15 protein-coding genes are annotated in these 20454 nt (G+C 72.7%); 6 read left to right on the plus strand and 9 right to left on the minus strand.

The genetic code is table 11. The features are described 5' to 3' along the window. Nucleotides 1–10 precede the first annotated feature (10 nt). Both J2X26_RS01365 and J2X26_RS01370 read left to right on the plus strand, forming a co-directional pair. A complete protein-coding gene (locus tag J2X26_RS01365) occupies nt 11–856 on the plus strand; it encodes a glycosyltransferase (RefSeq protein ID WP_307489166.1) in 846 nt (281 codons plus the stop codon). Continuing rightward, entirely contained in the window at nt 856–1518 is a 663-nt protein-coding gene (locus J2X26_RS01370) for a polysaccharide deacetylase family protein (protein ID WP_307489167.1), read from the plus strand. The genes J2X26_RS01365 and J2X26_RS01370 overlap by 1 nt, the downstream gene beginning before the upstream one ends. Here J2X26_RS01370 and J2X26_RS01375 read toward each other — a convergent pair. Next, a complete protein-coding gene (locus J2X26_RS01375) occupies nt 1502–2455 on the minus strand; it encodes a glycosyltransferase family 2 protein (protein ID WP_307489169.1) in 954 nt (317 codons plus the stop codon). The genes J2X26_RS01370 and J2X26_RS01375 overlap by 17 nt on opposite strands. Nucleotides 2456–2662: 207 nt before the next feature. Here J2X26_RS01375 and J2X26_RS01380 point away from each other — a divergent pair, with 207 nt between their 5' ends. Genes J2X26_RS01380 through J2X26_RS01390 form a run of 3 tightly spaced genes read left to right on the plus strand, consistent with a single transcriptional unit; the run spans nt 2663 to nt 6897 of the window. Continuing rightward, a complete protein-coding gene (locus J2X26_RS01380) occupies nt 2663–3913 on the plus strand; it encodes a glycosyltransferase (protein WP_307489171.1) in 1251 nt (416 codons plus the stop codon). A 12-nt stretch (nt 3914–3925) separates the two neighbouring features. Beyond that, nucleotides 3926–5347, plus strand: a complete 1422-nt coding sequence (locus tag J2X26_RS01385; protein WP_307489173.1) for a glycosyltransferase family 4 protein — start codon at nt 3926–3928, stop codon at nt 5345–5347. Continuing rightward, nucleotides 5344–6897 (plus strand): oligosaccharide flippase family protein, encoded by a 1554-nt coding sequence (locus J2X26_RS01390; protein ID WP_307489174.1) that lies wholly within the window; start codon nt 5344–5346, stop codon nt 6895–6897. Before J2X26_RS01385 ends, J2X26_RS01390 begins: the two co-directional genes overlap by 4 nt. 61 nt (nt 6898–6958) lie before the next feature. Here the strand turns inward: J2X26_RS01390 and J2X26_RS01395 are convergent, their stop codons facing one another. The 7 genes from J2X26_RS01395 to J2X26_RS01425 all read right to left on the minus strand — a co-directional run bounded on the left by J2X26_RS01395 (nt 6959) and on the right by J2X26_RS01425 (nt 18028). After that, the gene (locus tag J2X26_RS01395; RefSeq protein ID WP_307489176.1) at nt 6959–8128 is read right to left on the minus strand and encodes a glycosyltransferase family 4 protein; all 1170 of its coding nucleotides are present in this window, start codon (nt 8126–8128) and stop codon (nt 6959–6961) included. Then, nucleotides 8128–9231: a DegT/DnrJ/EryC1/StrS family aminotransferase gene (locus J2X26_RS01400; RefSeq protein ID WP_307489178.1), complete on the minus strand. Its 1104-nt coding sequence runs from the start codon at nt 9229–9231 to the stop codon at nt 8128–8130. Before J2X26_RS01400 ends, J2X26_RS01395 begins: the two co-directional genes overlap by 1 nt. Then, nucleotides 9228–9947 carry a NeuD/PglB/VioB family sugar acetyltransferase gene (locus J2X26_RS01405; RefSeq protein ID WP_307489179.1) on the minus strand — a complete coding sequence of 240 codons (720 nt, stop codon included), beginning with the start codon at nt 9945–9947 and terminating at the stop codon, nt 9228–9230. Before J2X26_RS01405 ends, J2X26_RS01400 begins: the two co-directional genes overlap by 4 nt. A 1-nt stretch (nt 9948) precedes the next feature. Then, nucleotides 9949–11061, minus strand: a complete 1113-nt coding sequence (locus J2X26_RS01410) for a DegT/DnrJ/EryC1/StrS family aminotransferase (RefSeq protein WP_307490681.1) — start codon at nt 11059–11061, stop codon at nt 9949–9951. 14 nt (nt 11062–11075) lie between these two features. Beyond that, nucleotides 11076–12083, minus strand: a complete 1008-nt coding sequence (locus J2X26_RS01415) for an NAD-dependent epimerase/dehydratase family protein (protein ID WP_307489181.1) — start codon at nt 12081–12083, stop codon at nt 11076–11078. Further along, complete coding sequence (locus J2X26_RS01420) at nt 12080–13135, minus strand: Gfo/Idh/MocA family protein (protein ID WP_307489183.1); 1056 nt, start codon at nt 13133–13135, stop codon at nt 12080–12082. Before J2X26_RS01420 ends, J2X26_RS01415 begins: the two co-directional genes overlap by 4 nt. Before the next feature lie 186 nt (nt 13136–13321). Then, complete coding sequence (locus J2X26_RS01425; RefSeq protein WP_307489185.1) at nt 13322–18028, minus strand: DUF4082 domain-containing protein; 4707 nt, start codon at nt 18026–18028, stop codon at nt 13322–13324. A 260-nt stretch (nt 18029–18288) separates the two neighbouring features. Here J2X26_RS01425 and J2X26_RS01430 point away from each other — a divergent pair, with 260 nt between their 5' ends. After that, entirely contained in the window at nt 18289–18891 is a 603-nt protein-coding gene (locus tag J2X26_RS01430; protein ID WP_307489187.1) for an acyltransferase, read from the plus strand. Here the strand turns inward: J2X26_RS01430 and J2X26_RS01435 are convergent. Next, on the minus strand, nt 18885–20396 hold the full coding sequence (locus tag J2X26_RS01435) for a sugar transferase (protein ID WP_307489189.1): 1512 nt from the start codon (nt 20394–20396) through the stop codon (nt 18885–18887). The genes J2X26_RS01430 and J2X26_RS01435 overlap by 7 nt on opposite strands. Nucleotides 20397–20454: the final 58 nt, after the last annotated feature.

Below are 20454 nucleotides of genomic sequence, written 5' to 3' on the forward strand. Positions count from 1 at the left end.
GAGCGGCCCGATGACCAGCGTGATCATCGCCGCGTACAACGAGGCGGCCGTCATCGGCCGCAACCTCGACAGGCTCCTGGCCGGCACCGCACCGGGTGAGCTCGAGGTCGTCGTCGTGGCCAACGGGTGCGTCGACGAGACCGTCGCCGTCGCGAGCGCCCGTGACGTCCGCGTGCTCGACCTGCCGGCACCGGGCAAGGCGGCCGCCCTCAACGCCGGCGACGCGGTCGCGACGAGCAACCCCCGGATCTACCTCGACGCCGACATCGCCACGACGGCCGCCACGGTCCGAGTCCTCGTCGACGCCCTGACGCAGCCCGGTGCCGAAGGTGCGCCGACCCCGCTCGTCGCCGTCCCGGACCGCCACCTCGTCCTGACCGGCCGACCGCTGGCCGTCCGCTGCTACTTCGCCATCCAGTCCCGGCTCCCGGCCGCCCGGAGGGGCCTCTACGGTCGGGGCATGATCGCCCTGTCCGCCGCGGGTCGCGCGCGCTTCGAGCAGTTCCCCGACGTGCTCGCGGACGACCTGTTCCTCGACTCCCTGTTCTCCGCGACCGAACGCGTGGTGCTCACCTCCGTCACGACCGAGGTCGAGACGCCGCGTCGGACCCGCGACCTCGTCGCGCGTCTGACCCGGGTGCGCCGCGGGAACGTCGCCCTGCGCAAGGGACGCGCAGGGGTGCGCGCGTCCAGCCGCACCAGCTGGCTGACCGACGTCGTCCTGCGCAGACCGTGGCTCGCGCCGGCGGGAGTCGTCTACGCCGTGCTCACCCTTGTCGCCGACCGCCGCGCGCGCCGCGGCGGTGATCAGTGGGAGCTCGACACGTCGTCGCGCCTGGCGGGAGGCACGGACTGATGGGCCGCGACGTGCGCAACATCTGCTTCCACGGCATCGGTGCACCAGGTCGCCCAATCGACGACGACGAGGCGCGGTACTGGATCACGGCCGACGAGTACCTGCGCATCCTCGACGAGATCGCGACGTGGCCCGCGACGGTGATCTCGTTCGACGACGGGAACGCCTCGGACGTCGAGCTCGGTCTGCCCGGGCTGCTCGAGCGTGGCCTGACGGGCACGTTCTTCGTCCTGGCGGGCCGACTCGACACGGCCGGCAGCGTGACGACGCAGCAGGTTGCCGAGCTCGGTGCGGCGGGGATGCGGGTCGGGTCGCACGGCATGGACCACGTCTCGTGGCGGTCGATGTCGCCCGACGTCCAGCGACGGGAGCTCGTCGAGGCCCGCGAGGTCATCGCCACGATCGCCGGGGACGTGACCGAGGCTGCGCTGCCGCGTGGTCAGTACGACCGCGAGACGTTGAGCGCGTTGCGCCGGCTGGGGTACACGGCCGTGCACACCTCCGACCGGCGCCTCGCGACAGCCGGGGCGTGGCTCCAGCCGCGGTTCAGCGTGACGCGCGACGACACACCCCAGACCCTGGTCCAGGCGGCACTGGTCCCTCCGCCGGTGCACCGGCGGGCGGCACTCGAGGCCAAGGGGCTGCTCAAGCGCTGGCGCTGACCGCCACGATGCTGTGCGGGCCTGGGGTCTGACGCAGGTAGCGCGGGCTCAGCAGTCCCCGCAGCGCGGCCCGGCTCGTCTGCTTGCCGAGCAGGGCCCGGCTGCCCTCACGGCCGACGAGCACCACCCAGAAGGCGGCCGTCGCGACACGGCCGTGCCGACGGCTGTACAGGCGCAACCGGTTGGCGACCAGCAGCCGCCAGAGCCCCGGGTTGCCCGACGAGCCGCCCTCCAGGTGCACGGCGTGCGCGGTCGGGACGAACCAGGTGGGATAGCCGGCGTCGCGGGCGCGCAGGGCGAAGTCGGTCTCCTCGGAGTACAGGAAGTACGACTCGTCCCACGGCCCGACGGCGTCCCAGCACGCGGCCGAGACGAGCTGCGTCGAGCCCTCGGCCCAGTCCGCGGGCGACTCGACCTCGTAGGCGCGGGGGTCGGTGATGACCTCACCCAGGTCCGCGATCGACCCGGCCCGTTCCGCCCCGAGGAGCGCGTCCGCGAGCGCACGGCGCAAGGTCGGCTCGCGGCGGCGTGACGAGATGAGGCGACCGCCGGCGTCGTCGAGCCTCGGCACCACGATCCCGGCTCCCGTGCGCCCGAGCGCGGCGACGAGCTCGGGGACGCAGCCGGGCCCCAGGCGGACGTCGGGGTTGAGCACGAGCACGGCTCCCCGGTCCGGCACCTGCGCGGCACCGAGGTTGATGCCGGCCGCGTAGCCCCCGTTGCGGGCGGACCGCACGACGACGGCGTCGGGGGCGAGCGACTCCACCACCTCGACGGTGCCGTCGCGCGAGCCGTTGTCCACCACGACGAGCGTCCACGCGAGGTCGGCGAGGCCGTCGGGCAACGAGGCGAGCAGCCCGGGCACGACGTCGGCGCTGTTGAACGTGACGACGACGACAGCCACCCGACCGGGCGCGCCACGCGGATCAGCAGGCACCGTGGTCATCCTCAGGATCGATCGGCTGGCGGGGGTGCGGGCATCGTCGCACGCGACCGGATCGAGCCGCATCACCCGTCCGCCGAGCAGGTCCCCGCAGGGTCGCCACCACCCGGGTGAACCTCTCGACCAGATGTCCAACCTGCCCCTTTCGTCCCCTATCGTCGACACGTCGAGAAGACGCAGCCACGCCCGAGAGAGGTCCCCATGACAGGCACGCAGCCGCGCCGCACACCGGTGTCGATCGTCTGCGTGTTCAACGACCTCGACGTCCGGACCACCTGCCTCGACGCGTCGATCCACGCCGGGACGCCGGACGCCCCGCAGACCGAGTACCTCCCCGTGGACAACCGCGACGGCGCGTTCGCCTCCGCCGGTGCCGCTCTCAACGACGGCGCCCGCCGTGCGCGGAACGACGTCGTCGTCTTCGTCCACCAGGACGTGTATCTGCACTCGCTCGTCGCACTGGAGGAAGCGGCCGCCGCGCTCCAGGACGACCCGGGTACGGGCCTGCTCGGTGCGGTCGGCATCACACCGTCCGGCTCGGTCGCCGGTGTGGTGCGCGACCGGGTCGTGATGATCGGCGAGCCCTCGTCGTCGGTCCCGGTCGACAGCGTCGACGAGGTCCTCTTCCTGATCGAACGCGATCGTGTGCTCGCCGAGCCGCTCAGCGAGCACCCCGACCTGGCGTGGCACGCCTACGCCGTCGAGTACGGCGCCCGCGTCCGCAGCGAGGGCCTGCACGTCGGGACACACGACGTGGTGCTCACGCACAACAGCATGACGGCGAACCTCGACCGGCTCGCCGAGGCCCACCAGCAGGTGGCGCGACTGTACCCCGGTCTGCTCCCTCTCCGGACCACGTGTGGCGTCGTGCGCGCCACGCCGGACCGGAGCCGGTGGCGGACGGCGTGGCGTCGTCGGCACGGGGTCGCCACCTGGCTCCGGGAGTCGCGGGCCGCCGCGCGTCTCGCCCGTGCCGACGGGCTCGGCATCCGGGACGTCGTGCTCGGTGACATCCGGCTGACCGTCGATGACGTCCTGGACGTCGTCGGAGCGGACCGGCTGGACGTCGTCAACCTCGCGCCGCACCGCGCCGACGCACAACCGTGGAGCCCGGCGTCCGTGACCCGCCGGGGCCGGGACGTCTCGGTGGTCGTCCAGACCGCCGCCGACCTCGCCGGGTCCCTGCGCGAACCGGGCGACGGTCGGGCGCTGCTCGTCGCGGACGTCGACGAGACTGCCCTGCGCACCCTCGCGCCGAGCCTGCGCGACGTGCCCCACCTCGTCGGCCTGGCGCAGGACACCGGTGGCTGGATCCTGGTGCTAAGCGGCTCGGTCGCCGACGACGTCCGCGCACCCTGGCCGACGCGCCGCAACGCCCCCTTCGGGCTGCGGCCCCGCCCTGCCACCGCCCCGGGGAGCTCCGCAGGTGCACCCGCGGAGCTCGCCCGGTAGCGGGGTCGTGTGATGTCGGTCGACGAGTCGTCTCCGCGTCGGGTCGGCGCCACCGCACGAGCGGCCGCGCGCGTCTCCGCCGGTGCGCTGGGAGTCACGGTCGGCCTGGTCGACCTTACGTCGCCCGGTCTGCGCTACGGGTACGTGCACCCGCTCACCCGTGCGGTCCTGCGGCGTCCGCTCGCCTCGTTGCCCGCGGTCCCCGGTGCGGCCTTCCACCCGCTCGCGACCGGTGCCACGGTGCGTGAGCCGGACCTGCGCTGCGGGCTCGTCGCGGACTCCCTCGACATCGGCGGGATCGGACGCGTCATCGAGATGCTGGCCGAGGGCCTGGCATCGGAAGGGATCGAGCCCGTCGTCGTCTGCCCGCAGGAGGGACAGCGCACCGCCCGGCTCCGTGAGCTCGGGATCGAGGTGGTGGTGGCCGCCGACGAGCAGTCGGCGATGCAGGCCCTGGTGTCGGCGCGGCTCGACGTCGTCCAGGTGCACAGCGCGCCGGACCACCTGGTCGCGGCGGCCGTCGGCACCGGCGCGCCACTGGTGCCTGTCCTGCACAACACGGAGATCCACTACTCGCCGGAGAAGTGGCGGAGCACCGCCGAGCTGTTCGACCGGGCCGACTCCGTGATCGCCGTCAGCGCGCTGGTCCGCCAGTTCCACGTCGAGCGTGTGCCCGCGAGCGCGGGCGAGAAGATCGTCGTCGTCGCCAACGGGGCCATGCCGCTGCCCGCCGCGACCGACCAGGTCCGGTCCGCCGCCCGCGCCGAGCTGGAACGCACGCTCGGCACGTCGCTGACCGGCGAGGTCGTGTTCGCGTGCCTGGCCCGGTACGACGCGCAGAAGAACATCGCCGGGACCGTCGCCTCGTTCCTGGCGGCGGGCAGGACCTCGCGCGCGCACCTGGTGGTGGCCGGCGACCCGTCGGACTGGCTGGAGTACCGCCGCGCGGACGCGATCCGGTGCAGCCACCCGGACGGCGACCGCGTGCACCTGCTCGGCACCTCGGACGCCGCGACCCTGCTGTGCGCTGCCGACGCGTTCGTCCTCAACTCGTTCTTCGAGGGATGGCCCCTGGCGGCGACGGAGGCGGTGTCCGCCGGGCTGCCCCTCGTCATCAGTGAGGCGGGTGGCGCAGCCGAGCTCGTGGCGCGCGCCGCCCCAGGGTCGACGCTGGTCAGCAACGCCAGCGGTGCGGCCGCCGAGGTGACCGACGGGCGTGCCGCGGCCGCCCGGCGCCGGGCGTCACGTCAGTCGAACGCGGCGGCGATCGCGGCTGCGGTGACTCACGTCGCGCAGACCGTCCGCGCGCAGGGTCGGTCCGGGCCGCCCGCCGACGACAGCTTCGCCACCATGGTCGCGGGGCATGCGGCCGTGGTCCGCGCCGCGGTCGCCCGACGCACCGACGCCATCCCGCACGGTCGGGTGGGCCGATGACGGCGGACCAGGGACAGGTCGCGACGCCCGCCCCCGAGGGCGACCCGCCCGGGAGCTCCGAGGAGCCGTCGACCGGCCTGGGCCGCGCGGCCGCGCACGGAGCAGCCTGGCTGACCGCGCAGAAGTGGATCGTCCGCCTCTCCGGCCTGGCGACGATCGCCGTCCTGGCCCGCATGGTCACGCCCGAGGAGTTCGGTGTGGTCGCTGTGGCCGCGGCCGTCATCCCCTTCGTCCTGCTGCTGTCCGACCTCGGTCTGTCCACGTACCTCGTGCAGGCCGACGACCCGGACGAGCGCATGCTGAGCACCGGGTTCTGGTTCTCCCTCGTGGCGGCCTTCGCGATCGGCGGGGTGCTGTTCGCGTGCGTGCCGCTGGTGGTGGACGTCCTTGACGCGCCCACCGCCGGCCCCGTCCTGCGCGTCCTGCTCGCCTCGGTGCCCCTCGTCGTGGTCGCAGCCGTGCCGACCGCGCTGCTGCGGCGGCGGATGGCGTTCCGCAGGCTCGCCATCCAGGGCACGGCCGCCGCCGCACTCGCCCAGGTGGTCGCCGTCGTGATCGCCCTGGCCGGCGGCGGCGTGTGGGCGCTCGTCGCGCAGGCGATCACGACGACGCTCGTCACCACGACCGCAGCCTGGATCGCCGCCGGCTGGCGGCCCACGCTGTCGTTCTCCCGGAGCGAGTTCGGCACGATGGCGCGGTTCGGCTACAAGGTCGTCGGCGTCGAGCTGGTCGCGGTCCTCCGGAACTGGGCGGAGACGGCGATCATCGCGGTCTCGCTGGGCACGGCCGCGCTCGGGTACCTGACCATCGCGCAGCGTCTGGTGCAGGTGGCCCAGGAGCTGGGCGGCTCCGCGGTCGCTCCGGTGTCCGTGGTCGTGCTGGCTCGGGTGCGCGACATGCCGGACCGCCTCCGGGCCGCGTACCGGCGTGCGTCCTCGCTGACCTACGGCGCCGTGACGCCGGTGCTCGTCTTCGTCGCGGTCGCCGCGCCCGTCGTCATCCCGCTCCTGTTCGGGAACCAGTGGGAGCAGAGCGTGCCCGTGACCCGCGGCCTCGCTGTGGCAGGCATCCTGACGATCGGCGCCTTGCTCGACCACGGTCTGTTCTACGCGCTCGGCCGCGCCGGCAAGTGGTTCGTGTACGCCACGATCACCGACGTCATCACGGTGGCGGCGACCGCGCTCGTGGTCTCCCAGGGCCTCACCGCCGTCGCCTGGGCGTTCGTCGGGGTCGCCGTGGCCGCGACCGCCGCGCGCTGGGTCCTGGTCTCCAAGGAGATCGGTACGACCGTCGGTGAGCTCGCCCGGTCGTTCGGGTCGGTGGCGGTGTGCGCGCTCGTCTCGGGTGGTGCCGGTCTGCTCGTCCTGGCGCTGGTGCCCGGCCCGCTGGTCCTGCGGGCCGCGCTCATCGGCGTCACGGTCCTGGCGACCCACCTGCTGCTCCTGCGCCTGGTGCTGAGGGACACCTACGCAGACGCCCTCGCGCTCGCGCCTCTGCCGGCGTCGGTGCGGGGCCGTCTGCAGCGGTTCTCCCGGATCGCGACCTCCTGAGCCGACATCGCGACCTCCTGAGCCGACCGAGCACACGACCCGGCCTCGTGAACTGGGCCGGTCAGCGGCCCCGGACGGTGCGAACGAGCTTGTCCGGGACACGGCGGGCCTCGACCGGGAGGTCGGACCACCACGAGCGGGCCGTGTACGACGTCAGCGCGGTCTCGTAGACGGCGACCAGCTTCTCCGCCATCGCGGTCAGGCCGAAGCGCTGCTCGGCGAACGTCCGGCTGAACTCACCGAGCCGTCGACGACGGTCCTCGTCGTCGACGAGCGTCAGCAGGTTCCGAGCCAGGAGCGCCTCCGGCTGGCTCACATGGTCCGGGCTCCAGTAGCTGCTGCGCGCCAGCAGCGCGGCGTTGTCAGGCTCGAGCACGGCGCTGAAGCCGCTCTCCCCCTGCACCACGAGCGGCTTGCCGTGCGCGAGCCCGCGGGCGGCCGACCCGCCCATGCCGAGGACGATGTCAGCGCGGGAGTACGCAGGCCGGGGGTCGGACATCGCCCCGAGGAACCGCACCGCCTCGCGGCCCAGGTCGGCGTTCGCCTTCTCGCCCAGGATGCGCAGCCGCGGCTCCGCGGCACCCGTCCCGACGATCTCCAGGACGAGGTCGTGGTCCGTCAGCTGCCGGACCGCACCGATCGCTGCCTCGACGGGGACCGACTTCATGTCCTCCTCGAGCCGGGACACGATGACGAGCGTCACGTGCTCGTTGGGGGGCGCGTCGGCGGGCCGGGGCCGGTCCCGGAGCATGTCGACCGGCGGGCTGATCAGCACGGTCGGCCCGGGGCGGTTCTCGCACTCCTCGAGCAGGTACTCCGTCCCGACGATCAGCGGGTGGTGCCGGTGGACGGAGTGATGGAGCTCCATCTCGTACATCGTCTGGACCCACGGGCGACGGGCGAACCGGCTGGGCCCCCAGTAGAAGGCGCGCGCGGCACCCCACGTCCCGTAGGCGTGCAGCAGGTCGGCGCCGACCTGGTCGGCCCGCTGCCGGAGCACGCGACTGTAGGCGAGCGCCGTCGGAGGCTCCCGGAACGGGGTGACACGGACGCCGCGCTCGGCGGCGACGTCGAGCAGGCTGGCGCCCGTGCCGGTGGGCTCCGGTCCGATCAGGTGCGACTCGAACCCGAGCGGCACCACGGCGGCGGCCAGGTCCACCGCGTTGATCTGCGTCCCCCCGAGCTCGAGGCTGTTGAGGTGGACGAGGACCACGCGGGGCCTGGCGGCCATCAGACCGCCCCGGCCAGCACGTCCACGACCCGCTCCTGCTGCGCCGCCGTCAGGTGCGGGAACATCGGCAGCGACAGGATCCGGCCGGCGGCGGTCTCGGCGACGGGGAACGCCCCCGCGCGCAGCGCGAGGTCGGCGTAGGCGCCCGTGAGGTGCACCGGCGTCGGGTAGTGGATGCCGGCGCCGATCCCCGCCTCGTTGAGCTCGCGCAGGACGCGGTCGCGCTCGTCGACCTGGACGACGTACAGGTGCCAGACGTCCTCGTTGCCGGCAGCGCTCACGGGGATGCCGACGCCGTCGATCCCGCTGAGCAGCTCGGCGTACCGGGCCGCGGCTGCGCGACGGGCGTCGTTCCACACGGCGAGCCGGCGCAGCTTCGCCTCGAGCACGACGGCCTGGACGGTGTCGAGCCGGGAGTTCATGCCGATGGTCTCGTGCTCGTACTTGCGCGCCGAGCCGTGGGCCGCGATCACGCGCACCGTCCGGGCGACCTCGGCGTCGGACGTCGTCACCGCTCCGGCGTCGCCGGCGGCCCCGAGGTTCTTGCCCGGGTAGAAGCTCGTGCCCGCGGCCAGCCCGAACGAGCCGGCGGCTCGGCCGTGCCGGAGCGCACCCTGCGACTGGGCGGCGTCCTCGATCATCGGGACACCGGCGTCGGCGGCGATCTTGCCGATCTCCTCGACGGGGGCGACCTGGCCGAAGAGGTGCACAGGGACGATCGCCTCGGTGCGCGGACCGACGGCCGCGCGGACCGCGGCGGGGTCGATGAGCAGGTGCACGGGGTCGACGTCGACAGGCACCGGGACGGCGCCGATCCGGGAGGCCGCCTCCGCGGTGGCGATGAAGGTGTTCGCCGGGACGATCACCTCGCCGCCCGGACGCACCCCTGCCGCCCGCAGGGCGAGCTCCAGGGCATCGGTGCCGTTGGCGACGCCGACGCAGTAGGTGACCTGCGAGAACGCTGCGTACGCGGCCTCGAACCGGCCGACAGCCGGACCTCCGACGAACGCCGTGGTCGCGAAGACCTCGTCGAGACCGGCGCGCACCTCCTCGGCGATCTCGGCCTGCTGGGCCCCCAGGTCCACCAGCGGGATCGTCGTCATGCCCGTGCTCCTTCGTCGATGCGCTGGGCGAGCTCCGCGGTCGCGGGCCACCCGTCGTTACGGTGCCGGGCGAGCCCCGAGGGCACGCCGAGCGGTCGCGCGGGCACCCCCACCCAGGTCTCGCCGTCCGGCTGGTCCACCAGGAGCGCAGCGCCCATGCCGAGCGTCGCCCCTTCCCCCACGCGCACGTTCTCGCGCGCGGAGGCGTTCATGCCCAGGTAGGCGGCACGGCCGACGACGACGCCGCCGCCGAGTGCCACACCCGCGCAGATCGTGCTGAAGTCCTGCAGCACGCAGTCGTGCGTGAGCGTCGCGTTCGGCATCACGACGACGTGCGAGCCGACGGTGACGGCTGTCGTCAGCGCGACCCCGGACAGCACGATCGACCCGACTCCGACCTCGCACCCCACAGGGACGTCAACGCCCGGGTGCACGACCGTCGCGTACCGGATCGGGAAGATGCCCAGCGCGTCGAGGCGGTCCACGATCAGCTCGCGGCTCGCACCCTTGCCTGCGCAGACGAGCAGCTCGGCGTCCGGGTGGTCCGTCACGGCATCCAGGCCGCCCAGCACCGGGATGCCGTCGAGCGTGGTGCCGTGCCGCGCGACGTCGTCGTCCAGGAAACCGACGACGTCGTGCCCGCCGTGCGCCCGCACGAGTGCGAGCACCTCGCGGGCCAGGCCGCTCGCGGCGACCAGGATCAGCGGCGTGGCCACGTCACGCACCCGCCGAACGCAGCGCGTCGATGACCCGGGACTGCTCGGACTCCGACATCTGGTGGAACACGGGCAGGATCAGGGTCGAGTCGGTGAGGTGCTCCGTGACCGGCAGCGGCGCGTGGGGCGTGCCCGCGTAGGCGGGCTGGCGGTGCGTCGCCATGATGCCGCGGCGCGCGGAGATCTCGCCGTCGGCCAGGTGCGCGAGCAGCCCGTCGCGGTCGAGGGGGAACTCCGGCCCGACCTCGACCCAGAACGACTGGAAGTTGGACGTGCCCCAGTCCGGGTCCGCCACCGCGCGCAGGCCCGGGAGCTCGGCGATCTGCTTGGCGTAGGTCGCCGCGATCTGGCGACGCCGGGCGACCACCTCCGGCAGCCGGCCCAGCTGGACGATGCCGACGGCGGCCTGCAGGTCCGTCATCCGGTAGTTGTAGCCGACCTCGAGGTACTCCTCCGGGGGCGCGAGCACGCTGGCGTGCCGGGCCGCGGCGGACACGCTCATCGCGTGCTCGCGCAGGCGCCGCGCCCGCTCCGCCCACTCGGCGTGGGGCGTCGTGAGCATGCCGCCCTCGCCCGTGGTGACGATCTTGCGCGGGTGGAACGACCACGCCGCGACGTCCGCGCCGGCACCGACGGGCCGGCCGCGGTAGGTCGAGCCCGCGCCGCAGGCCGCGTCCTCGATCACGACGATCCCGCGGGGGTCCGTCACGGCCCGGATCGCGTCGAGGTCCACGGGGACACCGCCCTGGTCCACGACGATGACCGCGCGGGTGGCCTCGGTGAGCACCGCCTCGACCGTCGCCGCGGTGAGGTTGCCGGTCACGGGGTCGACGTCGGCGAACACGGGGCGCGCACCCACGTACACGGGCGCGTTCGACGTGGCGATGAACGAGAAGGACGGGACGACGACGTCGTCCCCGGCCCGCACGCCGGCGACGACCAGCGCCAGGTGCAGCGCCGTCGTGCAGGACGACGCCGCGACGGCGTGCTCGACCTGCATGGCCTCGGCGAACGCGGCCTCGAAGGCGGCGACCCGGGGACCCTGCGCCACCCAGCCGGACGCGATGACCTCGCTGACCGCGGCGATCTCCTCCGGCCCGAACCACGGTTGCATGACGTTGACACGGCTCACTGGCGTGCACCCGCCGTGCTCAGCGCGCGGCCAGCGGCGATCTCGCTGCGCAGGGGACGCCACCAGGCGACGAGCTCCCGCAGACCCTCCTCGAGGCCGATCTGCGCCTCGAAGCCCAGGTCGATGCGCGCGGCCGACGTGTCGGCGAGCCTGCGCGTCACGCCGTTGACCGCACGGTCCGGACCGTGCTCGACGGACAGGTCGGAGTCCATGGCCCGCAGCAGCGCCTGCGCCAGCCCGAGCAGGCTCGTCTCCGTGCCGCTCGCGATGTTGTAGACGCCGTCCACGACGTCGCTCGTCGCCGCCAGCAGGTTGGCGCGGGCGATGTCGGTGGTGACGACGAAGTCCATCGTCTGCAGACCGTCGCCGAAGATCAGGGGCGGCTGGCCGTCGGCGATCCGCTCCATCCAGCGCACGAGGACCTCCGTGTACAGGCCGTGCACGTCCATGCGCGGGCCGTACACGTTGAAGTAGCGCAGCAGCACGTAGTCGAGCCCGTACATCGCCCGGAAGCTGCGGGCCATGCCCTCGTTGAACGACTTGGCTGCGCCGTAGAACGTGTCGTTGTTGTGGTGGTGGTGCCGCTCCCCCGTCGGGAACTGCTCCGCCAGCCCGTACACCGACGCGCTGGACGCGGCGATCACCTTGTCGACCTTGTGCTCCGCCGCGGCCTCGAGGACCGTGAACGTGCCGTCCACGAGGACCTCGAGCGCGAGGCGCGGTTCCTCGGCGCACTGGGTGATCCGGATCGCGGCCTGGTGGAACACCAGATCCTTCCCGCGGGTGACGTCGTGCACCAGGTCGCGGTCGCGGAGGTCGCCCTCGACGAGCTCAACCCGGCCGGTGGCGAGCGCGTCGGCGAGGTTCTCGCGACGCCCGCGGACCAGGTTGTCCAGGACGACGACGTTGCTCACGCCTGCGTCGAGGAGCTGGTCGACGATGGTCGAGCCGATGGTGCCGGCCCCGCCGGTGACGAGGACCTGGGCCCCCTGAAGCGTGCTCATACGACGGACTCCAACGTAGGTGCGGACGAGGCGACGGGGGTCAGACGACCACCGTCGCTCAGGCTGAGAGATGCGGACTCGAGGACGTCGAGCACGCGCAGACCGGCGTGGCCGTCCGTGCGCGGTGCACGGCGCTCGCGGATGGCGGACGCGAACTCGGCGACCATGACGCCGAGCGCCTCCTTCTCCGGCAGGGCCGGGGCCCAGGCGTCACCGAGGCGGTAGGAGATGTTGGCGGTCGTCTTGTCCGGCAGCGGCTGCCCGAGCTCGACGCCACGGTCGTAGACGGTCAGTCGCTGCTGCGGCGACAGGTCGTCCCAGACGAGCGTGCGCTTGCTGCCCCCGACGACCATCTGCCGGATCTTGGTGGGGCTGAGCCAGTTCACGTGCACGTGGGCGATCGCCCCGCCCGGCAGCGGCAGCGTCAGATACCCGACGCAGGACTGCCCGGTGCCGAGCGGGTCGGCACCCTGGGCAGCCACGCCCGACGGCACGAGGCCGCCCGGCAGGATGAAGTCGAGGATCGAGAGGTCGTGCGGGGCGAGGTCCCAGAAGACGTCGACGTCCGGCTGCACGATCCCGAGGTTGATCCGCACCGAGTCGACGAAGAGGATCTCGCCCAGGTGGCCCTCCGCGATCAGCTCGCGCATCTTCAGCACCGGCGCCGTGTAGCAGAACGTGTGGTCGACCATGAGGACCCGGTCAAGCTCGGCGGCACGCGCCACCATCGTGCGGGCGCCCGCGCCACGGTCGGCGATCGGCTTCTCGACGACGACGTGCTTGCCGGCCTCGAGCGCCGCGAGCGCGATCGGGGCGTGGGTGCGGGCCGGCGTCGCGATCGCGACCGCGTCGACGTCGTCGCGGGCAAGGAGGTCGCTCACCGACGTCATGACGTCCACGGTGGAGCGCGCGCCGACCACCTTGCGGGCCCGCTCGGCGTCCAGGTCGCACACGGCGACCAGATCCCAGTCCGGGCTGTTCCGGAAGTTGCGGGCGAGGTTGGGTCCCCAGTAGCCCGCCCCCACCACAGCCGCACGCAGCTGGTCGGTCATGTCATGCCCCTCACGTCTCGGTGGGCTCCAGTGTCACGAACCCGAGGGGGCATGTCCGTAGATATCGGACATTTTCACCCAGCAACGACGGGGTGAACACCCGAACGGCGGCACCCGGCGCAGAGAGACCCGTGGCCGCCGGGTCGGAGGACGACCGCCAGGCGGCCACGGGCTGGTCCGGAAGAGCTAGCCCGCGGGCGCGAACACGAGGTCCACCCCGAAGAACGTGGGCGTCGAGGACGCCGGGAACGTCGTCCCGTACACGTACGCACCGCCGGTGGCGATCGTGGACAGCGGGCCGACCGTGCGGACCGCGGCGAGCCCGTTCGACGTCACCGCGTAGCGGCCCGTCGTGGAGTGGTTGGCCGCCGTGTACACCTGTCCCGGCACGAGCACCGCCGGTTCGGCCAGGGGCACCGTCTGCCAACCGGAGGCGGACTCCGCCGTCGAGAGCGCCTCCGCCACCTTGGTGCCTGATGCGTCCCAGAGGCTGACGGTGTGCGTGCCGGTGTTGGTCGCGCCCTTGTAGAACCGGATGGCCGTGACGGCGCCGGGCACGCTCGCGGTGAACCGCGTGCCCACCATGACGGGGTCAGGATCGTTCCACGCGGCGACCGTCGGGACCTCGGCATCCGTCCAGAGCGACACCGACGCACCGGTCGCGGCCGCGGTCGTGAACGTCCAGGCTCCTCCGAGCAGCGGTGTGCCGGAGAGGCTCGTCGTGACCGAGATCGAGCTGCCCGCCGGAAGGGCGGAGTCCGGTGTGAACGTCACTCGTCGCGTCGCGGGGTCGTAGGCGCTGGCCCCTGCGATCGACCCGAACGGTCCCAACAGCGCCAAGGACGGTGTGCCCGAAGCCGGTGCGACCGAGAGTGTCGCTGCCACGGTGGCGGACGTGGAGACGCCCGCCGCGCCTGCCGGGGGCGCCTGCGCCGAGACGGTGGGCAGGTCCGGGGTCGCCGTCGAGAACACGACGTCGACGAAGTAGTTGGTCTGCTGCCACGTGTCTGTCGGTGCGACGCCGCCGGCGCCGTAGCGGTACCGGCCGTTCCCGACGGCCGGCGTCGCCAGCGGTCCCACGGTCCGGTTGACCGTGAAGTCGTTCGACGTCGCCGAGTAGTGCCCCAGGGGGGCGTGGTACGAGATGACGTAGCTGGTGCCGGGAGCCACCTGGTACGGGCTTGAGAACATCGCTGTCTGCCAGCCCGACGCCGACTCGCCGGTGAATGTCACCGTGCGCAGCAGCTCACCGCTCGAGCTCCACAGCGATCCCGTGTGTGTCCCCGTGTTGCCCGGACCCTTGTAGAAGCGGACTCCGGTCACGAGGCCCCATGCCGTGGGGCTGAAGGACGCACCGAGCTCGACCGCGGACGAGTCGTTCACCGAGGCGCTCGCAGGTGTGAGCCCGCTGAAGAGCGTGCAGGGGCAGTTGTCGGAGCCCGCCGTCGTGAACGACCAGACCACCGCCGCCAAGGTGCTGCCGTCGGTCGAGACCAGTCCGCTCGCCGTCGCCGTGTAGGTCGTCGACCGCGCGAGCGCAGCCGCCGGGGTGTAGACGAGGGTCCGCCCGTCGGGCGACCGTGTCGCGGTGCCCGCGACGGTCGCGCCGCCTGTCGTGAGGCCCAGCGTGGCGCCGGCAGCGAGCGGGGCGTTGAACGTCACCGTGACCGGGGCCGTGGTTGACGCCCCCGGGTCGGCCGGCGCCGGCGACTGCGCGGAGACCGCCAGCGCCGTCGCGTCCTGCGTGAACACGACGTCCACCAGGTAGCTGGTCGAGCTGGTCGACCCCGGATAGCCCGTGCTGTACGTGTAGGCGCCGCTCAGCGACTCGGTGCGCAGCGGGGCACGCTGGAGACCCGTCCCCGAGAACGCTCCGGCCGTCGAGGAGTACCGGCCGACCGGTGCGCGGTAGGCGACGATGTACTCGGTGTCCTTGGTGATGCGCACCGGCGTCGCGAACGAGACGGTCTGCCAGCCGGACGTGCTCTCGGTGCCGAACGTCGCCTGCGCGAGCGGCTGGGTGCCGCCGACGGCCCAGAGCTGCCCCACGTGGGTGCCGGTGTTGTTCGGCCCCTTGTAGAAGCGGACGCCCGTGACGGTTCCGTCGACGCTGCTGGCGAACCGGGTCCCGAGGGTCACGGCGTCCGTGTCCGGGTCCTGGAGCGTGGCGGGCACGGCGGAGTCGTCGTAGAAGCTGACCGTGCGGGCGCCCGGCACCTGTGGGGGCGCGGCCGTGGTGAACGACCACGTCGCCGGGCCGGAGATGCCGGACCCGTTGGCCGACGCGCTGATCGACGCCGTGTACGCGGTCGACGGGGTGAGCGCGGCCGACGCGGTGAACGTGGCCCGCTGGGTGGTCGCGTCGTAGCTCGTCGTGCCAGCCACTGCCGCCCCGCCCTGTGTCGTGAGCGTCATCGCGACCGAGCCGGCGGTGACCGCCTTGGACAGCACCACGCTGACCGGTGAGCCGACGGGCACGCTGGTGGAGCCGCCGATGGGCGACTGGCCGCTGATCGTCAGGGGTGTGGTGTCGACGGACGAGAAGACGACATCGACGTAGTACTGAGTCGAGCGGAAGCTCTCCGCCGGGAACGTGCCGGGTGCGCCGAACGTGCCCGCCCCCGAGGCGCCGAAACCGCCCGCGACCTGGAGCGGCGGCGCGGACACGCCCCTGTACCAGAACGCGTCGTCCTGGAGGGCGTAGTTCCCTGCGGGAGCCGTGTACGACACGACGTACGTCGTCCCGGCCGTGACCTGGACCGCCGGCGACAACGTCGCGGTCTGCCAGCCGGCCGCCGACTCGTTCTGGAAGGTCGCGGTCGACAGGCGCGCGCCGGTGGAGCTCCACAGCGAGCCGACGTGCGTCCCGGTGTTCCCGGAGCCCTTGTAGAAGCGCACCCCGGTGACGAACCCGTCGCTGGTCGAGGAGAACTTCAGGCCCAGCTCGACCGCGCCAGGGTCGTTCGCGGCGGGGATCTTCGGGACCGTCGACCCGTAGATCGAGCACGGGCACGCCACGGTGAACGACCTGGTGGCGATCGCGCCGATGTTGGCGCTGTCGTCGACGGCGCGGACCCGCACCGGCGCCGACCCGAGCCCGGACTGCACGTAGGTGTAGCTCCACGCGGTCGTGCCCACCGCCGGGTGCCACGACGCACCGTCGGTGGAGACCTCGACGCCTGCCACGCGCCCACCGACGTCGGTCGCCACGCCACTGACGGTCACCGTCGTGCCGTTGGCGATCGCCGCACCGGACGCGGGCGAGCTGATGGTGGCCACGGGGCCGGTGGTGTCCGCCGTGGCGATCGCCGCGACGAGGCCGGTCATCAGGGTCCCCGGCTGCGCCTTCATGTCCGCGAGCAGGTTCACCGTGGCCTGCTGCATGCGCACGTCGGCGGCGGCACCGTCGCCGTCGTGCTCCTGGTCGAGGCCCCACGCCCACTGGATCGATCCGGCCGAGAACACCAGCGCGCCGCTGGGAGCCCGGTACAGCGTGAGGTGGTGCGTCGTCGTGCCCGCTGCGACCACGTTGCCGAAGTCCTGCAGATACTGCGGGACCTGGCCGGTGGTCGTCGACAACCGGACGAGGCCCTGTGGCCGCGCCCCGTTGTCGACGTCTTCGTTCGACTCGTAGCCGATGGTGTGCGGCGCGAGCGCGACCTTCGTCCCCGAGGTGAGGGAGGTCAGCGACGTGTTGCGCCAGAGCCGGTACTTGCCCTCGTCCGAGGAGACGGTCACGGGCAGGTCCGAGAAGTTCGAGGTGTACATCGTGCCGGTCAGGGCGTTCTCGGGACGACCACCGCCGTTGGCCGGCGACGAGAAGCGCGGGTCGCGCCACGTGCCGGTCCACTCGGGCGAGCTCGTGTCGACCTTCTGGTTCGACCACGTCTCCTTGTACGACGTGAGCGTCCGGTATGCCGTCGCGGTCCCCGCGATCGAGCTCTCGTAGCGGGTACGCCAGTACGCCTCGTTCCCGCTGAAGAACGCGAGGTTCACGCCGGCGTCACGGGCGGCCTCGATGTTCGCCCGCTGCGTGCCCGACCAGTACTCGTCGTGGCCGACCGACAGGAAGACCTTGTGGTTCTTGATGAGCGCGCCGCGGCGGTCCGAGTCGACGCCGGCCATGTAGCTCACGTCGTACCCGTTGCGCTCCAGGAAGCGCACCATCGCGTACTCGGAGCTGAAGTAGAAGTCGCGGCCCTGCTCCCAGTTGCGCGTGGCGAACGGCCGGTTGTAGCTGAGCTTGTAGGCGCGCCCGACGGCGCCGCCCTGGTAGAAGCTCGAGCCGCCGTACGTGTTGTACGCGTGCCACGTCGTGTCGGCGGTCTGGAACACCACGGCGGACGTGCTCGCGTCGTTGCGCACGACGAACGTGATGTGGCTCGTGTCGTCGGTCACGGGGTCAGTCAGCTTGGCGAGGTAGACCCCGGACACCGCGGTCGCCGGCACGGCCCAGCTGGCCGAGACCGCCCAGTTCCCGCAGTCGTAGTTGCCGGTGTCGTCGTCGGAGACGCACCCCGGCTGGTTCTGGCGGACGGACGGCGAGGGCACCGACGTGATGAACCGTGCGCCGTCGCCGCCGTACCACCCGGTCCGGTAGATGTCGATGTCGTAGTTCACCGCGGTGGTCTTGATCTTGAACTGGACGGTGCTGCCCACGTTCACCGAGATGTCGGTGGCGAACCCCTGGATCCCCTCGTCGCCGGCCCCGTCGATGTCCCACACGTCAGGGTCGGTGCCGGCCTTCGAGTTCTCGCAGACGACGGGGTTGCCCCCGGCGACGCACGGATCGGCAGCAGTACCGGGAGTCGCGGCGACGATCACCAGGGAGGCTCCGGTGGCGAGCGCGGCGATGAGCCCGACGAGACGACGGGGAACGAGACGGGGACTCATGGGGCGCTCCGGGTGATGGGGTCCAGCTCCAGCTGCGGCAGTCCCGTGGGGCTGCTCTCGCCGAGTACTGAGCCGGGGGGACGGCTCCTGATAACGGACGATAAAGGACATCTCGGGCGCGATCGGTGCAAAGACACAGATATCACCCGTCGTGACAGCGACAATCCCCCGGATGACGTACAGGGCGTCGCCCCCGCGGCAGACCCGCGGCACAATCGGGCTCGACCCGCGTCAGCGCGCCCGACCCCGAGGAGAACACCGTGCCCGACCGCACCCCGACCGTCGCCGCCACGGCCGACGTCGACCCCCGCGCGACCATCGGCGCCGGCACGCGGGTCTGGCACCTCGCCCAGGTGCGCGAGGACGCCCGCGTGGGTGAGGACTGCATCGTCGGGCGCGGCGCCTACATCGGCCCCGGGGTGGTCGTCGGGGACCGGTGCAAGATCCAGAACCACGCGCTGGTGTACGAGCCGGCGGTGCTCGAGGACGGCGCCTTCGTCGGCCCGGCCGTGGTGTTCACGAACGACTACTACCCGCGGGCGGTCAACCCGGACGGCAGCCTCAAGTCCGCCGACGACTGGCACGCGGTCGGCGTGACGGTCCGCACCGGGGCGTCGATCGGGGCGCGGTCGGTGTGCGTCGCCCCCGTGACCATCGGCCGGTGGGCGCTCGTCGCGGCCGGCTCCGTGGTGACCAAGGACGTCCCCGACTTCGCGCTCGTCGCGGGCGTGCCCGCCCGGCGCATCCGCTGGGTCGGCCGGGCAGGCGCCCCGCTCGAGCCCGACGGCGACGAACGATGGGTGTGCCCGACGACTGGTGAGCGGTACGAGGAGCACGGCGGCGAGCTCCGGCTCGCTCAGTAGGCTCCCGAGCCGCCGAACACGGCGCGGCCCGTCTTCCACAGGATCATCAGGTCCATCGCGACGGACCAGTTGTCGACGTAGCGCAGGTCCAGCCGGATCGACTCGTCCCACGACAGGTCGGCGCGGCCACTGACCTGCCACAGGCCGGTCAGGCCCGGCCGCACCCGCAGCCGGCGGTAGACGGCGTCGTGGTACTCGTCGACCTCCTGCGGCAGCGGCGGGCGCGGTCCGACGAGCGACATGTCCCCGCGCACGACGTTCCAGAGCTGCGGGAGCTCGTCGACGGAGTACCGGCGCAGCAGACGACCGACCGAGGTGATGCGGGGGTCGTCGTGCATCTTGAACATGAGCCCGTCGCGGTCGCTGTCGCCCAGGAGGGCGGCGCGACGCTCCTCGGCGTCCGTGTACATGCTGCGCAGCTTCCACATCGTGAACTCGCGCCCGTCGACGCCGATGCGGCGCTGGTGGAAGAACGCCGGACCGCGGCTCGTCACGCGGACCGCGATCGCCGCCGCGAGGATCACCGGGGAGACCGCGAGCAGGATGGCCGCCCCGAGGGTGCGGTCGAGGGTCGACTTGGCGAGCAGGCGGCGGCGCGGGGACGTCGTCTCCACCTCGAGCAGCGACAGCCCTGCCGTCGGTCGCAGGTGCACGCGCGGACCGAGCACCTCGACCAGCCCGGGGGCGACGACGAGGTCGACCCCGGCCCGTCCCAGCGCCCACGACAACCGGCGCAGCGCGTCGCCCGACAGCTCGCTGCCCGACACGATGACGACGTCGGCCTGGTGGTCGTAGGCGACCTGCGGGATGTCGGCGAGCGCACCGAGGGTGGGCACACCGTCCTGGGGGGGCTGGTCCGTGATCGCGGGGAGGCAGACACCGATGACCTGGTACCCGTGGTAGGTGGCCGAGCGGAGGTCGTGGATCAGGTGGTGGACCGACGTGGCGTCGCCGACGACGAGCGTGCGCGACATCGCGACCCCGCGGCTGCGGCGGCCGTGCAGCGACCGGCGCAGAAGGTGCCGTCCGATCGCCGCGCCGACCGTCAGGAGGACGACGGTTCCCGCGACGTGCACCCGGGGCAGCGGCACGGCGAACGCGACGCTGCCGAGCGCCACCACCGCGGCAGACCCGACGCCGGCCCGGAGCACCGCCTGGAACTCGACCGGCCCGTCACCGAGGGACTTGCGGTCGTAGCCGTGACCGGCCGCGACGGTCAAGAGGAACACGAGGCCGGCGACGGCGGACCACCAGGCCGCGGCGGCGTCGAACAACGCGGCCACCGCGATGACCAAGGCGACGATGCAGGCATCCACGGCAAGGGCCTGACGCACGTAGTGGCCGGCGACCGAGCCCCAGTGCGTCGCGTCGTACGACGCCAGCGCCTCCCGGGGGTGGGTCACGAACGGCTCCGTCGATGCCCACGAGCGCCGGGGCCCGGTTGCTGCCCTGCGCCGGTCGAGGAGAACATCCATGTTCTCCGCCGGATCCTCGAGGATCGTCATTTTGCTTACCGTCCGCCCCAGATCTGATCATCCGTCCGGGTTGGAGGCTATGCGTGTG

The sequence above is a fragment of the Cellulomonas humilata genome, assembly GCF_030814415.1.
In the GTDB taxonomy this organism is placed as follows: domain Bacteria; phylum Actinomycetota; class Actinomycetes; order Actinomycetales; family Cellulomonadaceae; genus Cellulomonas; species Cellulomonas humilata_A.

What these genes read in the sequence shown, in the direction of transcription:
- J2X26_RS01365 (WP_307489166.1), top strand. Translation starts at nt 11, where the DNA reads ATGACCAGCGTGATCATCGCCGCGTACAACGAGGCGGCCGTCATCGGC.
- J2X26_RS01370 (WP_307489167.1), top strand. Translation starts at nt 856, where the DNA reads ATGGGCCGCGACGTGCGCAACATCTGCTTCCACGGCATCGGTGCACCA.
- J2X26_RS01380 (WP_307489171.1), top strand. Translation starts at nt 2,663, where the DNA reads ATGACAGGCACGCAGCCGCGCCGCACACCGGTGTCGATCGTCTGCGTG.
- J2X26_RS01385 (WP_307489173.1), top strand. Translation starts at nt 3,926, where the DNA reads ATGTCGGTCGACGAGTCGTCTCCGCGTCGGGTCGGCGCCACCGCACGA.
- J2X26_RS01390 (WP_307489174.1), top strand. Translation starts at nt 5,344, where the DNA reads ATGACGGCGGACCAGGGACAGGTCGCGACGCCCGCCCCCGAGGGCGAC.
- J2X26_RS01395 (WP_307489176.1), bottom strand. Translation starts at nt 8,128, where the DNA reads ATGGCCGCCAGGCCCCGCGTGGTCCTCGTCCACCTCAACAGCCTCGAG.
- J2X26_RS01400 (WP_307489178.1), bottom strand. Translation starts at nt 9,231, where the DNA reads ATGACGACGATCCCGCTGGTGGACCTGGGGGCCCAGCAGGCCGAGATC.
- J2X26_RS01410 (WP_307490681.1), bottom strand. Translation starts at nt 11,061, where the DNA reads ATGCAACCGTGGTTCGGGCCGGAGGAGATCGCCGCGGTCAGCGAGGTC.
- J2X26_RS01415 (WP_307489181.1), bottom strand. Translation starts at nt 12,083, where the DNA reads ATGAGCACGCTTCAGGGGGCCCAGGTCCTCGTCACCGGCGGGGCCGGC.
- J2X26_RS01420 (WP_307489183.1), bottom strand. Translation starts at nt 13,135, where the DNA reads ATGACCGACCAGCTGCGTGCGGCTGTGGTGGGGGCGGGCTACTGGGGA.
- J2X26_RS01425 (WP_307489185.1), bottom strand. Translation starts at nt 18,028, where the DNA reads ATGAGTCCCCGTCTCGTTCCCCGTCGTCTCGTCGGGCTCATCGCCGCG.
- J2X26_RS01435 (WP_307489189.1), bottom strand. Translation starts at nt 20,396, where the DNA reads ATGACGATCCTCGAGGATCCGGCGGAGAACATGGATGTTCTCCTCGAC.